This is a genomic window from Actinophytocola sp. (genome assembly GCF_035942955.1).
GTDB lineage: Bacteria > Actinomycetota > Actinomycetes > Mycobacteriales > Pseudonocardiaceae > DASYTH01.
On sequence record NZ_DASZCQ010000012.1, the window covers coordinates 1 to 13080 of the forward strand.

15 protein-coding genes are annotated in these 13080 nt (G+C 68.4%); 6 read left to right on the forward strand and 9 right to left on the reverse strand.

Going from position 1 to position 13080, the window contains the following annotated elements; genetic code table 11:
- Nucleotides 1-42 precede the first annotated feature (42 nt).
- Complete coding sequence (locus VGX25_RS01090) at nt 43-786, reverse strand: sensor histidine kinase (protein ID WP_326915594.1); 744 nt, start codon at nt 784-786, stop codon at nt 43-45.
- A gap of 130 nt (nt 787-916) precedes the next feature.
- Here VGX25_RS01090 and VGX25_RS01095 point away from each other — a divergent pair, with 130 nt between their 5' ends.
- Nucleotides 917-1408, forward strand: a complete 492-nt coding sequence (locus VGX25_RS01095; RefSeq protein WP_326915595.1) for a PH domain-containing protein — start codon at nt 917-919, stop codon at nt 1406-1408.
- Nucleotides 1405-2964 carry a PH domain-containing protein gene (locus VGX25_RS01100; protein WP_326915596.1) on the forward strand — a complete coding sequence of 520 codons (1560 nt, stop codon included), beginning with the start codon at nt 1405-1407 and terminating at the stop codon, nt 2962-2964. Before VGX25_RS01095 ends, VGX25_RS01100 begins: the two co-directional genes overlap by 4 nt.
- On the opposite strand, the gene VGX25_RS01105 is transcribed toward VGX25_RS01100, so the two are convergent.
- Together VGX25_RS01105 and VGX25_RS01110 are read right to left on the reverse strand one after the other, a co-directional pair.
- Entirely contained in the window at nt 2951-3415 is a 465-nt protein-coding gene (locus VGX25_RS01105; protein ID WP_326915597.1) for a papain-like cysteine protease family protein, read from the reverse strand. The genes VGX25_RS01100 and VGX25_RS01105 overlap by 14 nt on opposite strands.
- A 114-nt stretch (nt 3416-3529) precedes the next feature.
- Nucleotides 3530-3715 carry a hypothetical protein gene (locus VGX25_RS01110; protein WP_414635698.1) on the reverse strand — a complete coding sequence of 62 codons (186 nt, stop codon included), beginning with the start codon at nt 3713-3715 and terminating at the stop codon, nt 3530-3532.
- Between the two features lie 861 nt (nt 3716-4576).
- Between VGX25_RS01110 and VGX25_RS01115 the strand changes: the two genes are divergently transcribed.
- On the forward strand, nt 4577-6676 hold the full coding sequence (locus VGX25_RS01115) for a hypothetical protein (protein WP_326915598.1): 2100 nt from the start codon (nt 4577-4579) through the stop codon (nt 6674-6676).
- Here the strand turns inward: VGX25_RS01115 and VGX25_RS01120 are convergent.
- From VGX25_RS01120 to VGX25_RS01140, 5 genes are all read right to left on the reverse strand, one after another.
- Entirely contained in the window at nt 6673-6990 is a 318-nt protein-coding gene (locus tag VGX25_RS01120) for a transporter associated domain-containing protein (RefSeq protein WP_326915599.1), read from the reverse strand. The two genes, VGX25_RS01115 and VGX25_RS01120, sit on opposite strands and share 4 nt — an antisense overlap.
- Nucleotides 6991-7378: 388 nt before the next feature.
- Nucleotides 7379-8026 (reverse strand): response regulator transcription factor, encoded by a 648-nt coding sequence (locus VGX25_RS01125; protein WP_326915600.1) that lies wholly within the window; start codon nt 8024-8026, stop codon nt 7379-7381.
- On the reverse strand, nt 8023-8880 hold the full coding sequence (locus tag VGX25_RS01130) for a sensor histidine kinase (RefSeq protein WP_326915601.1): 858 nt from the start codon (nt 8878-8880) through the stop codon (nt 8023-8025). The genes VGX25_RS01125 and VGX25_RS01130 overlap by 4 nt, the downstream gene beginning before the upstream one ends.
- Before the next feature lie 4 nt (nt 8881-8884).
- Nucleotides 8885-9235, reverse strand: coding sequence for a hypothetical protein (locus VGX25_RS01135; RefSeq protein ID WP_326915602.1), 351 nt, complete (start codon nt 9233-9235; stop codon nt 8885-8887).
- Nucleotides 9232-9783 (reverse strand): isoprenylcysteine carboxylmethyltransferase family protein, encoded by a 552-nt coding sequence (locus VGX25_RS01140; RefSeq protein ID WP_326915603.1) that lies wholly within the window; start codon nt 9781-9783, stop codon nt 9232-9234. The genes VGX25_RS01135 and VGX25_RS01140 overlap by 4 nt, the downstream gene beginning before the upstream one ends.
- 367 nt (nt 9784-10150) lie before the next feature.
- Between VGX25_RS01140 and VGX25_RS01145 the strand changes: the two genes are divergently transcribed.
- From VGX25_RS01145 to VGX25_RS01155, 3 genes are all read left to right on the forward strand, one after another.
- Entirely contained in the window at nt 10151-10558 is a 408-nt protein-coding gene (locus VGX25_RS01145) for an ester cyclase (RefSeq protein WP_326915604.1), read from the forward strand.
- 346 nt (nt 10559-10904) lie between these two features.
- Nucleotides 10905-11426, forward strand: coding sequence for an EF-hand domain-containing protein (locus VGX25_RS01150; RefSeq protein WP_326915605.1), 522 nt, complete (start codon nt 10905-10907; stop codon nt 11424-11426).
- A gap of 21 nt (nt 11427-11447) precedes the next feature.
- The gene (locus VGX25_RS01155) at nt 11448-11957 is read left to right on the forward strand and encodes a hypothetical protein (protein WP_326915606.1); all 510 of its coding nucleotides are present in this window, start codon (nt 11448-11450) and stop codon (nt 11955-11957) included.
- Between the two features lie 248 nt (nt 11958-12205).
- Here the strand turns inward: VGX25_RS01155 and VGX25_RS01160 are convergent, their stop codons facing one another.
- Entirely contained in the window at nt 12206-12679 is a 474-nt protein-coding gene (locus tag VGX25_RS01160) for a hypothetical protein (protein ID WP_326915607.1), read from the reverse strand.
- Nucleotides 12680-13080 lie beyond the last annotated feature (401 nt).

Genomic DNA, 13080 nt, shown 5'->3' on the forward strand with positions numbered 1-13080 from the left:
TAGCTTTCCGTAGCCCGCCGGATCACTTTGGCCTGCCTGTCCTCACCGGGCGGGCACGTACGCCGGCAGGGTGGCGTCGACCTCGAAGCCGCCGTCGGGTGTCGGGCCGGCGTGCAGTGTGCCGCCGACCAGCTCGACCCGCTGCCGCAAGCCCAGCAACCCGGAGCCGGACTGTCCACTGTTGACAGTCATGGTGCCCGGGGTGTTGCGGATCGTGAGCCGAACCCGGTCGCCGCCGTACCGGACCCGTACCGTGGCGCCGGCGCCGGGCGCGTGCGTGCCGATGTTGGTCAGCGACTCCTGGACGATCCGGTACGCGGTGCGGCCGACCGCCGGGGACGTGCACGCCGGGTTGCCGTCCTCGGTCAGATCGACGGGCAGGCCGGCGGCCCGCCACTCCGCGACCAAAGTGGACAGATCGGGGGCGGCGTCCGGCGGCACCCGGCTGCCGGTCTGGCCGTTGCGCAGCACGCCAACGAGATCGCGCAGCTCGTTGAGCGCCTCGCGGCCGGCCACCCGCACCGTCTCGGCGGCCGCGCGGGTCGGCTCGTCCGGTGCGCTCATGCCGAGCGCACCCGCGTGCAGCACCATCAGGCTCACCCGGTGGGTCACCACGTCGTGCATCTCCCCGGCCAGCCGCACCCGCTCCTCGGCCTCGGCCCGCTCGCGCTCGGCCCGCTCCGCCCGGTCGGTGAGGGCGGCAACCAGCCGCCGGTGCGTCCGCCTCCCGACCGGGAGCAGACAGCGCAACGCCTCGCGCCGGGTTCGCCGCAGCCGAGGGGTCACGCCCGCCACGCTACCCACGCCGGGCACCCGCCGAACCCAGCCGTTCGTAGGCGCGGCAACCTACGAAAGTTGCACCGCGCGGCCGGGCGTGGGCAGTGTGGACGTCGACAGCAGGGGAGGACCGGCAGGCATGGTCACTGTGCGGCTGCGGCCGCCGCGCAACAGGGTGGAGCGGCGCGCCATCGGCTGGTGGATGACGCAGGAGACACTGTCCGCCCTGATCCCCGCGCTGGTCCTGGTGGTGCTCGCGCTGGCCATCGAGCCGGCCCGGTTCTGGTTGCTGCTCGCCATGGTGCTGGTGCTCGCGCTGGGTGTCCCGTACGCGGTCGTGGTGCCGCTGTGGCGCTACCGGGTGCACCGCTGGGAGGTCACCGAGGACGCGGTGTACGCCAAGACCGGGTGGCTGTGGCAGGAGTGGCGGATCGCGCCGATGTCCCGGATCCAGACCGTGGACACCGAACGCGGCCCGCTTGAGCGGTTGTTCGGGCTGTCCAGCGTCACGGTCACCACCGCCTCGGCCGCCGGCCCGATCAAGATCGCGGGCCTTGATCACGAGCTGGCCGCCGACCTCGTGCAGCGCCTCACCGCCACCACCCAGGCCACCCCAGGGGACGCCACATGAGCCGGGGGGTCACGACAGCCGACCTGGGAGGCGAGTGGCGCGAGCTGGACCGGCGCAGCCCGGCGGTCACCGCACTGCTCGTCGCCGGGATCGCGCTGGGCGCCGCGGTGCCGATGTTCGTCAGCACCCGCGACGACGGGGTGCCGGCGACGCTGCTGCTGCCGCTGGGCGCAGTCGGGATCCTCGCGCTGGCCGGCCTTGCCGCGATCGGCGACCGGGTGCGCTGGCGGCACACCCGCTACCGGGTCACCGACGAGCGGGTCGAGCTGCGCTTCTCCTGGGTGGTGCACCGGCTGCGCTCGGTACCGCGGGACCGGATCCGCACCGTCGACCTCACCGCCAACCCGCTGCTGCGGCTGTTCGGCGTGGTGAAGGTGCAGATCGGCACCGGGCAGCAGTCCGGCGACAAGACCCACCTGGTGCTCAGCCCGCTGGAGCGGCGGGTGGCCGAACGGCTGCGCGCGGAGCTGCTCGACCGCACCGAGACACCCGAGACACCCGCGGCGGCCGCCCCCGAGCCGCCGGCCGCCGGGCCCGAGGTGATCGCCGCGCTGGACTGGTCCTGGATCAGGTACGCGCCCGTCTCGGTGACCACCCCGATCATCGGGTCCGCCGCGTTCGGCGGGCTGCTGCAGGTGTCGGAGTGGTTCGGCCTGCAGGAGACCGTGATGGGGCGGATCGGCGACTTCCTCGGCGAGCGGCCGCTGGCGATCACGATCGCGATCCTGGTGGCGGTCGGCGTGATCATCGGCGTGCTCGGCTCGCTCGCGCTGTTCGTCGAGCTGTGGCGCGGATACCGGCTGACCCGCGAGTCCGGCCTGCTCCGCGTGCACCGCGGCCTGCTGACCACCCGGTCGCTGTCGCTCGACGAGCGCCGGCTGCGCGGGGTCGAGGTGGCCGAGCCGCTCGGCGCCCGGCTGATCGGCGGCGCGCGGGTCGACGCGGTGGCCACCGGGCTGCGCGTGCGCGGCGGGGACGAGCGCAGCGATCCCCGCACGCTGCTCCCGGCGGCGCCGCGCGCGCTGGCCCACGACGTCGCCGCCGAGATCGTCCGGGAGCCGGTGTCGCCGACCCGCTCGGCCCGGCTGTGCCCGCACCCGCGGGCCGCCCGCGGACGCCGGCTGCGCTGGGCGATCGGCGCGGTGCTGCTGATCTCCGGCGGCCTCGCCCTGCTCGGCACGCTGCTGTCCGACGTCCTGCTGGACCTCGCCGTGCTCACCGCGGTCGCCGGGCTGCCGGTCGCGGTGGCGCTCGCCCTCGACGCCTACCGCAACCTCGGCCACGGCATCACCGGCGAGTACCTGGTGACCAGGCACGGTACGGTCAGCCGGCACACGATCGCGCTGCAGCGCGCCGGCGTGATCGGCTGGACCATCACCAGCTCACCGTTCCAGCGCCGCGCCGGCCTGCTCACCCTGAACGCCACCACGGCGGCGAACCGCGGCTCCTACCCGGTGTACGACGTCGGCGAGGGCGACGGCCTCGCCTTCGCCGACGAGGCCGTCCCCGGCCTGCTCACCCCGTTCCTCGAACGGGCCGACGTCACCAGCGCATGAGGTCGTTGCCGTACATGTGGTCGAGCTCGTACTGCTCCTCCACCCATTCGTAGGTCGCCCAGTAGGCGCTGCCGGCCGGGTCGAGCACGTGCATCTCCCACTGGTCGCCGTTCTGCTGGATGCCGTCGACCACGATGAAGTGGCCGGGAATGCCGACCATGATCGGGCTGCTCTGCAGCTCGGTCTCCCAGCCCTCCGGGGTGCGGCAGGCCTCCGGGAGCTGCTGCATGCCCAATTCCTGCGACAGCTTCAGACACTCGGCGACGTCCGCGCCGTCCTTTCCGAACTCGGGGAAGAGCTCCAGCACCGACGCCTCGGTGTACTCCGCCCCGTACCGCCAGCTGAGCATCATCGCCGCCGATGCCGCCCAGCAGGACATCTCCTCGCTCTGCGCGATGTGCGGTACGCCGTGCTCCATGGTCTGCTCCGTCTCGTCGTGGACCCCTTCCACTAAGGAGATCGGAGCCGTCCACTATGGCCGCCGTCGCCGCGGGCAGTGCGGCGGGCGGATCCGGATGCCCTTCGGGGCAGTCAAGGGGCCGTTCTGGCGACGGTCAGACAAACGTCACCTCAGTCCGTCCCGGCGCCAGGTCCGCACCGCAGCGGCCGTCGCCTGCGCACCGAACCGCCAGAACCAGCCCAGGTCCTCCGGATGCAGTTGCATCGGCGCCCCGTCGTACTGCCACTCCCGCAACACGCGCCCAACTTCGCTCAACCCGTCGACACCCTGCGTGCCCAACACAACCGCCATATCTCCGATGACACACCATCGCGCCGACAACCAGCACCCGGTTCCGGCCGGCTGGCCCGGTGTGTCGTTGACGAGGGCTGACCGCTGCGCAGGGCGGTCGGGCGGTTCCAGGTCTCGTCGCGCGCCATCCGCCGACATCTGCCGACCTCAGCCAGGCCGTGGTGATCAAGGTGCCGGCGAGCTGGGGGATGTCGTGCGGAGTCAGGTCCGGGCGAATCCGGTGGACCCTCGGGCGCAACCGTGCGCTGAACGTCTCCACGGTCGGCTCGGCCTCGGCTTCCACCACCAGCGTGGGGTGGACCGGCTGATACTCGGTGCCCGGATGCCCCAGGATGGCGCCCCGGGCAGCCGCCGCAGCGGCTCACCGTCGAGGAGACCTGTTCGGCGACGATGTCGCCGAAGCTGGGCGGCAGCGGCAAGGACAAACCGATCGGGCGCAGCACCCCGGCCTGGTCCGGGCGAGCCAGCACGACCGCCTCCGGCCGGTGGCTCGCCAAGGCGGTACGTCCGGCCTCTACGCGGTACCTCCCGCGCCTTGACCATCTCACGCTCGCCATGGGAGAACACGCGGGCCTTGACGGCCAAACGTGCGGCGCATTGTGCCCGAAAGGGATTGACACCGATCCCCGAGTGAGTGGATGGTGGCGTGCGGGAAGTGCATGGTATGCGGGTCTCGAAAGAACTCGTTTGGGAAAGAAGCAGCAGCTCAACAGCCAACCCGTTCTCGTCGAGTCACGCGACGGCGTGTCGCTCGTGGTCCTGGGCCTGATGGGAAGCTCGCGGAGGCGAGAGCCTCGCACCACCTGACCCTCTTACATGCACTTCCCATTTGACTTGTTGGCGGCAACGGGGGTGGTAGACATGCCACGGCACGGCAATTTCAGCGCGGCGGTCTCCATTACCGAGGACACCATCAACGGGGTCATCGAAAAGTATGTGGTGGAAGGACTGGGCCCGTTCTTCTTCCCGCTGCCGACCACAATTCAGGTAGGGCCGACCCCGGTTACTTTCGCCGGAATCATTCAGCTGTTGCCGCCCACCGTCGAATTGCATCCCGATCCGAACGACGTGATCCGGCTGAACCTGGCCCTGCGCAGCACCCTGCGGGCGGCCGCTCCCGGGCAGCCGATGCGCACCTGGACGGTGCGCTGGCAGAGCGCGGTGGATGCCGCTCCGGTGATCAACATCGTCGCCAAGCAGTTCACCGTCGGCGTCGACCTGTCGACCGCCACGGTTCAGCCCCTGGTGGTCACCAATGAACAGGGACCGGTGTTCCCGGCGCCGGTATTGGCCGCGCTGCAGTCGCAGGCACTCGCGGATGCGGTCACCGCGTTCGTCCGCGACCTGCCCCAACTGGTGATCACCCCGCCCTTGCTGCGCACCGAGATCGAGTTCTCGCAACCGGTCCCCGCTTGGGTTGCCCCCTACGAGAAGGGCGGGCTGGGCCCAGAGTGGTTCACGGTCAGCCTGACCGCGGACAGGGTCGTGCTCAAGACGCTGGAACGGGCGCTCACCCTGGCCGTGGATGTCACTGGCACCGGTGGCGCGCTGCTGACGCACGGCGACAAGGACGCGTTGGTGGACCTGACCGCGGTCCGTGGGGTTGGCTCGACATACCGGCACACCCTCACCCCGAACTCCGACCCCGAGGACGGACCGATCCTGGTTCGGCTGGCCGAGCCGAAGGGCGGCGGAATCGCGATCGCGATCAACCAGTGGGTGATCTCGCACGTGGGCGAGCAGATCTCCAATGCGCTATGGAAAGACGTTGTGTCGTACAGTCCGGAGATCGCGCTCGGGTCGATTCACCTGATGTACGCGCCGTTCGACAAACCACTGCGCGGACCGGAGGACGGACTCGCCGTCAACGTCAACGCCCTGGTACGCGAAGGGCCATGGTTCACCGTCGGTTGCGTGGTGTACGTCCAGGCGTACCTGCGCACCGCGGACGGCCCGACCGAGTTCGTCCACGAGTTCCCCGACCAATGGCGCATCTACGCCGGGCACACGGATATCGACCTGCCCTGGTGGCTGGACGTGCTCGCCTTCGCGGTGTCGCTCAGCCTCGGATCGGCGTTGCCGATGCTGTCCGGAGTGCTCGGGGTGGCAACCATCGCGCTGCTCGACGGGGTGCTGCCGAGCATTGTCGGCAACGTCGAGAACCTGATCCAACAGAACATCAACAACACCTCACCCGCCATTCCCGGCAACTGGACCATTCCACTGTTCGGGCTCGCCGGCGACGGGATCGGCGCCTCGCTGAAGTACCTGTCGATCACCCAGGAGAGCATCGACGCGGCCGCCACCGTGGCCGCCGGCAGCGCGCTGGCCAACCAGCCACTCGGGGTGCTCGCCCCGACGTCCTGGCCGGCCACCAACCGCGAGCCGATCGCCCTGTCGGTCAAGCTCCGCGAGGACCTCGAGGCGATGGCCGACGACCTGACGGTGGTGTGGACCGTCCGCCGGGCCGACACCAACGCGGTCATCGCGACCGGCACCCGGGCCTACGACGACCCGGACGGCAACGGCATCACGATCCCGCACCACTCGCCCGAGCTTTACCACGTGGACCGGTACACCGTCCGAGCCCGGGTCCGGCTGGCCACCGGCGGGCAGGTCGGCGAAATCTGGACCGGGACCTCAACCATCGACATCCACGACTTCCTCGACCGCCACCACCGCTACGTCGAGTGGGGACCGAAAACCGTCTACTTCAAGAAACCAGGGTCAAACACAATCTGGTGGAGCCGCACCCGCAAATCCAAAATCCACCGAACCGCCGTGTCGGCCCGCTGCCGAATGCTGTACGTCGTCACCGGGGACCTACACAACGTCACATACACCGACACGCTGCCGTTCCCGCCGAACCAGCTGGAGCAGAACCGCGGACCGGTCTGCGAATATTGCTTCTTCGACGGGCCGGACAAGCACGTCGCGCTCCCCACCGAGGACTGGTTCTAACGTATCCAGTGGGGCACGACATCCGAGTGTTCAAGCGCCAGCTCGCCGCAGCCGGCCCGGGCGGTACGTTCGGTCTCTACGCAGGTGCCTCTCGTACCGTCGTGACCCGTCACGGCCCCGCGACGGCTACGCCGGCGGAGCTGCGGCGGGCGTAGCCGCAGACCGGTGATGGCGTTGCCGTCGATACTCGTGACCTCGATGGTCCAGTCCGCACGTTCGACCCGGTCACCCGGTTCCGGGATGCGACCCAGAACGGCGAGAACCAGGCCGGCGATGGCGGTGTAGTCGCCTTCGGGTGCGTCGCGGATCTCCACGCCCAGGTCGACGAGGTCGTGAATTGGGGAAGGTGCCTGGCGGCAGCAGCAGGGCACCATCCGGCTCGGTTTGCACGGGCAATGAGGTCGCGGTCGGTCTCGTCGTGGACCTCCCCGACGATCTCCTCCAGCAGATCCTCCAGCGTGCCTGGAAGCCGAACGAGACCGTGGCGTTGGAACGATCGTGCGGTTTGGTCGATGGGCGTCGCCGAGTTCGGCCATCCGGGCGGTGCCGGTGGGTGGACCAGCCAGCCCGGGTCGATGTCGACAAGCGCACCTGGCGAGCGAAGTCGGCCAGTCACGCGCCACGCGGCAGAGTGGGCGTTCCAGGGACCGTTGGGCGGTACCGGTCCGAGTCACCGGTTGGGCGGTGGCGCGGTTGGGGTGGTCATGGCTGTGCGAGTCCGATGCGGTAGGCGTAGGCCACTGCCTGTCCCCGGTCGACCGCCCCGATCTTGCCGAAGATGTTGTTCACGTGGGTCTTGACGGTCGCGGTGCCGATCCCTAGCCGTATGGCGATTTCTTCGTTGCGTAGCCCGGCGGCGATCAGCGTGAGCACCTCGCGTTCGCGGGGGGTCAACCCATCGGGCCCGTCCGGTTGTGGGTTGCGCTCGGGGCGCAGCGCGGCGCTGACGACTCTGGTCTGTGCCTGCGGTGCGAGTGCGGTCGCGCCTCCGGCCACCGTGCGTAGGGCGGTCACGATCTCGTCGACGGTGGCGTCCTTGGTCAGGTACCCACGGGCGCCGGCGCGCAGCGCAGCGAACAGCGACCGGTCGTCGGCGTAGGTGGTTAGTGCCAGCACCGCCACCTCCGGGTGGTGGTTGGTGATCCATGCGGTTACGGCCACTCCGTCCAGGTCGGCCATGCGCAGGTCGAGGAGGACAACGTCGGGGTGCAGCGACGCGACCAGCGCCAGGGCGTGGCGGCCACCGTCGGCGCTGCCGACGATGTCCAGGCCCGCCACCCGCTGCAGCAGGACGACCAGTCCCTCACGGACGAGCGGTTGGTCGTCGACGACGAGTACCCGAAGCGTCATGGCGACTCCCGAGGCAGGGTCAGCGTGACCATGAACCCGTGTGGCACGGGCGCGGCCCGCAGCATGCCGCCGGCGGCTTCGGCGCGTTCCCGCAGACCGTGCAAGCCGTGGCCCGAGCCGAGCTGTGACGCGGCGCGGCTGTTGGTCGGCTGCCGGGTGTCTGTCGACCGGTCCGTCACGGTAGCGATCACATGATCGGCGCTGACCTCGATCGTGATGTGCACCGACTCGGCCGCGCTGTGACGCAGCACGTTGGTCAGCGCCTCCTGCACCGTGCGGTAGACGATCTGGCCGGTGCGCGGGTCGAGTGCCGGCTCGTCGACTGGTACCTGCAACGCGCACGCGATCTGCGACACCGCGGCGAAGTCGTCGACCAGGCTGCGTAGTTCCGGCCAGCCAGGGCCGCACCCGCGCAGTGTGCCGACCACGCCTTGGGCCTCGCGCACCGCGTCGTGGGCTACTGTCGCGGCGGCGTCGAGCATAGCTGCCGCCCGGGCCACGTCGGGACTGTCCGTCAGCAGCGACCGGGCTGCGCGCAGCTGCACCAGCACGACGGTCATGTGGTGGGCGATCACGTCGTGCACCTCGCCCGCGATGCGGGTCCGCTCTTCCAGCACCGAGGCCTCCTGCAGCCGCAGACGCGAGCGCCGTTCCCGGACCAGCGCGCTGGCCAAGGCAGGCACCAGATACGCGCACAGCAACGACAGCGGGGCGGCCACCGACCGGCCGGCGGAGACGGCGAGGACCACCACGACGAAAATGGCCGCGATGGGGGCGCCCAGGCGAGGGCGCAGCGGGCCGACGGCCGCGGCGAGGATGCAACCCACCGCGACCGTCAGAGCCAGGATGTTCATGCAGTCAGGATGGCAGCCGCCACCAGGGTCGGCGATCCGCGCCGGGGACGGGACAGCTGCCACCGCGGCGCATCAGCCACCAGCCGCGCCAGGTCAACGCCGCCCAGGTGACGGTGATGACCGTGCCGGCCAGCAACAGGTGAGACCGAAGGAACACCCCCGCCGCGGTGCCGCCCAGGGCCAGCCCGAGCACGGTCAAGGTGACCGGCAGATGGCAGGGGCAGATCACGAACGCGCCGACGATGGTGAGCACGCCCCTGCGGCGGCTACCGCGACCACGGTCTGGATTTGTGGCGGCGGCGCCGGGTTCGCCCTCCGCCCGGACGAGCCGTTTCGGTTCGGCGAGCCGGGTCACCGGTCCACCGCCCCGCTCGACGGCGCGGCGCAACCGCCCGGAGATGATTCCGGCCGCCAGGGCCGAAGCCGCGGCCACCAGCCCGGTACCGCGGCCCGGTACCGCGCATACTGCTCGCCGTACCGGCCGGCCAGGTACGGCTGCTCGTACCCGAGCACGAAGCCGACCAGCGCCGCGCCAGCGACCGCCGCATACACCACGAGCACGGGCTGCGCCAGAACCATCGCCTGCCCCAGGATCGCAGCGAGCAGTGCGAGGTATATCGGGTTGCGTACGTACCGGTATGGCCCGCCGACGACGAGCTGTTCGGTCGGCGCAACCGGGGCCGGGGTACCGGCGCCCTCGACGACGAACCGCACGAACGCCGCGACGAGTACCGCGAACCCGGCGACCGCCACCAGCGCACCGGCCACCCGAACAGCGAGGTACCAGTCCGCCGCCGCCCGCATCCGCCACCCGGTCAGCCACCACGGCACCAGGCCGGCCACCGTGGTCGGCGCCAGGGCGAAGAACAGCGCGCTTCCCGAGGCCGCGGTCACCTTACGCACGCCTCACCGCCCCACTCGACGGCCGGTCCGATACCGGCGCACTCCGAACGTGACGAGACCGGCCAGGGCCGGAGCCCGACGCGACGCAGGCAATGATGATCATGATTCCTCCATGGGTCAGTGATGAGCCCACTGTCGTCGCAACCACGACAGCGGGCCTGACCCCAGGGGTGGATCTCGGCATCCGCCCTCCACCCCTGGGTGGAACCCGGTCGGCGCTCCACACCACTCGGTCACACAGCAACCGTGGCCGATCGCATACAGGCCCCAACAACTTCCGCTCTTCGGCACGAGCGGATGTCGCCGGCGGGCCGGTCGGCGGGTTTACTGAGCTGGTGCCGATCGGAGCCGAGCCGAGGGAAGGTACATGCCCGTCGAAGACGCGCTGTTCGCGCTGTGGACCCGGCCGCCAGACCTGCTCGACGACCCGATCACGAGGTTTGGCGAGCTCTACACCGAGCCGGTACGGATCAACGGAACCCCGATGTCACTCGACGACCTGGTCGCCAGGGCCCGCGGCCTGCACACCGCGTTCACCGAGCACGACATCGAGCTTGTCGACCGGATCGAATCCCCGCGCAAGCTGGCGATCGCCTTCCGCCACCGCGCCCGGCACAGCGGACCGTGGCAGACCCCGCTAGGCGAACTCGCCCCCACCGGCCGCATCGTCACCGGCCTCGGCATCGACCTGCTCACCTTCACCGAACACCGGATCAGCTCCATCTGGGTGCTCGCCGACGAACTGCAACGAATGATCCAGGTCAAGCTCGCCTAACAGGCGACACCAACTCCACCACCATCGTCACCTCAGCGCGATCAGCGGCACGACCGGACGTTCGATGAGTCGGTGCCGGTGTTGGACGTGACCGCTTCAAGGTCACTTCCGCGTGTCTGCTCGCACCATTCCGTTGAAGCGGCTGCTTCCCAGGCGGTCCACCGCTCATGTGGGCGACTTCGAGGGCAATCAACTCTGCACCTATGACACGTAAGCGGGGGCAGAGCTAGACCAGCGGGATAATTGCGTGCTACGGTGCTAAATCGTCCACCTTCCTTTTCGCAAACGTTGCCTGACCATCGAGATATGAGGTGTGGCGGTGCTGTCTGAATTTCGCAGGAGAAAAGTGTCAGCCGGCTTCAATGAGCTGGACGCCGATGGCGACGGCTATGTCGGAAGCGGCGATATCGAACTGCTCGTCAAGCATCACGGTGACGCATACGGGTATTCGAAGAACACGCCGGAGTACGCGGAGCTCGAGCGCAGAACACTTGATGTGTGGACCCAGCTCAAGCAATTTGACACGGACGGCGACGGTCGGGTCTCCCTGGCCGAGTATGTTGCCGGCTTCGATGCGTTCATGAGTCAGCGGGACACCTTCATGAGCGGGATGACCGCCCTCGTTGACGCCTTCTACCTCATGGCGGACCGAGACAACGACGGGAAGGTCACCGAGGAGGAGGTGGTCAGGCACTTTCGTGCGTGGGGCCACACCGCAGAGCAGGCCCACGAGGCGTTCCGCCGGCTCGACCGCAACGCCAACGGCGCCATCGCCAAGGAGGAATGGATGCAAAACCTCGAAGAGTACTACTTCAGCGAAGACCCTGAAGCGCCCGGGAACTGGCTGACACCCCTACCCGAGGAGTAGCGACCTGCTAGCGAGAGCACAGTGAAGAAACTCATTAGCGTCCTGCTTGTCCAACTCGCCACGTTACTCGGCGTCAGTGGCGTCGCCGCGGCGCGCGCGGAAGGCAACCAGCACTTCTTCCTCGCCGGCCCTGCCGAGGGTCCGTCGATCACGATCGCCGGCCGCGGGATGATCACCGGGATCGGAACGCTGACCGCCGAGGCGGTAGAGCTCCGGCCAGTCGACAACACCTACCATGAGGTGGATCTCGCGGTTATCGGCGGCGGTACCCTCACCATCTCGGTCGACGGCCGGTTCGACACGTGGCCATTTACCCTCGACCCAAGATCGTGCACGCGGCGCGGATCCCTTGGCGGAAACTGGGTTATCACCGCGAGCGGAGGTGACCTCGCCGGCGCGACCGGCGGCGGAACGTTCCGGGGCCGGTTCTTCACCTACGCCATCCGCGGCCCCGCCGGCTGCGACGAGGGAGCGATCAAAGGATTCGTCGCCGGCGCGATGGCCGGCGACGTGCGGTTCAGGACGCGGTAGCTGCACCATGAGCTTGATGCCTGAAAATTGCCCGAACCCGGTTGGGATTTTGCGAAGAACTGGAGCGCTGCATGAATCCAGACACACCACTTGTGCGCCGATTCGCCGTAAACCCTGGCCTCATCCGGACCGTCGTGATCCTGCCCACGCTACACCGCGAACACCAGGTAAACCAGCACGGGCGAACTCGTCCTGGCTAGTCCGCTGAGCGACACGCGATCCTACGCCTGTCTGACTATGGAGTTTGATTAGGAAAAGAGAACAGGAGTTTGAAAGGGAGCACGTGGGGCATCGAACTCGTACACCTGACCCCACGCCTTGGCCCAGCCGCGCAGGCCCCCGGAAAATTCATTCCTCGGCACGCGTGAAGTGCATGATCCGGTTCGATGTGCGCCGATGACCGTGGTGCAGCCCAAGCTGACACGAGTCATGGGAGCAGGCGGATTGTTTACATCAAGTTCATCGAGCACAGTGAGCGGAAGTTCTCTTGACGTCGTGTTGGTGTAGTTGGCGATCACATCAACCGTTGAGAGCGTTGTTCGCAAGCAAGGTTGCAGCCAACCGACAATGATAACGCTACCGCCGGGCGCCACCTCCTCGAGGGGAACAGAATCACCACAAGCCTGCGTGTCGGCCACGGCATACCGTGGTGCCGCGACGATTGTTGCTGCTATCACAACGAACACAAATGCCAGCCATGATACACGATGCAGAATGAGCACCGAACAACTGTTGTCAAACCTCCATGTGTTGTCAAGATGTCGGGGCTCATTGGCCACGAAATGTCAAATGACACAAAGCGGTCGACTTGCGTACTGGGCTGGCGCGATCATGGACACTGAACCACATACCTCTTGTACAGCTGCACCGATCGAAACGACAAACCCGTATGGTGCCTATCAGCACCCGTCACAACAAGTTATCGGCCAAGCACGACAATCTCCTACTACCAGCGACGGCAGCCGGCCTATGCACATCCGTACATCGGCATGTTCGCGTGTTCGGTCGCCGTGGGGGGCTCGATGCCCGATCGGTGGCATAGACGATGTATTGGTCCTGCAGGTGGCGCAGCATTGATCGTAGCGGCGTTTGCGGCGGTCGATCGTCACGTACAAAGTGCTCG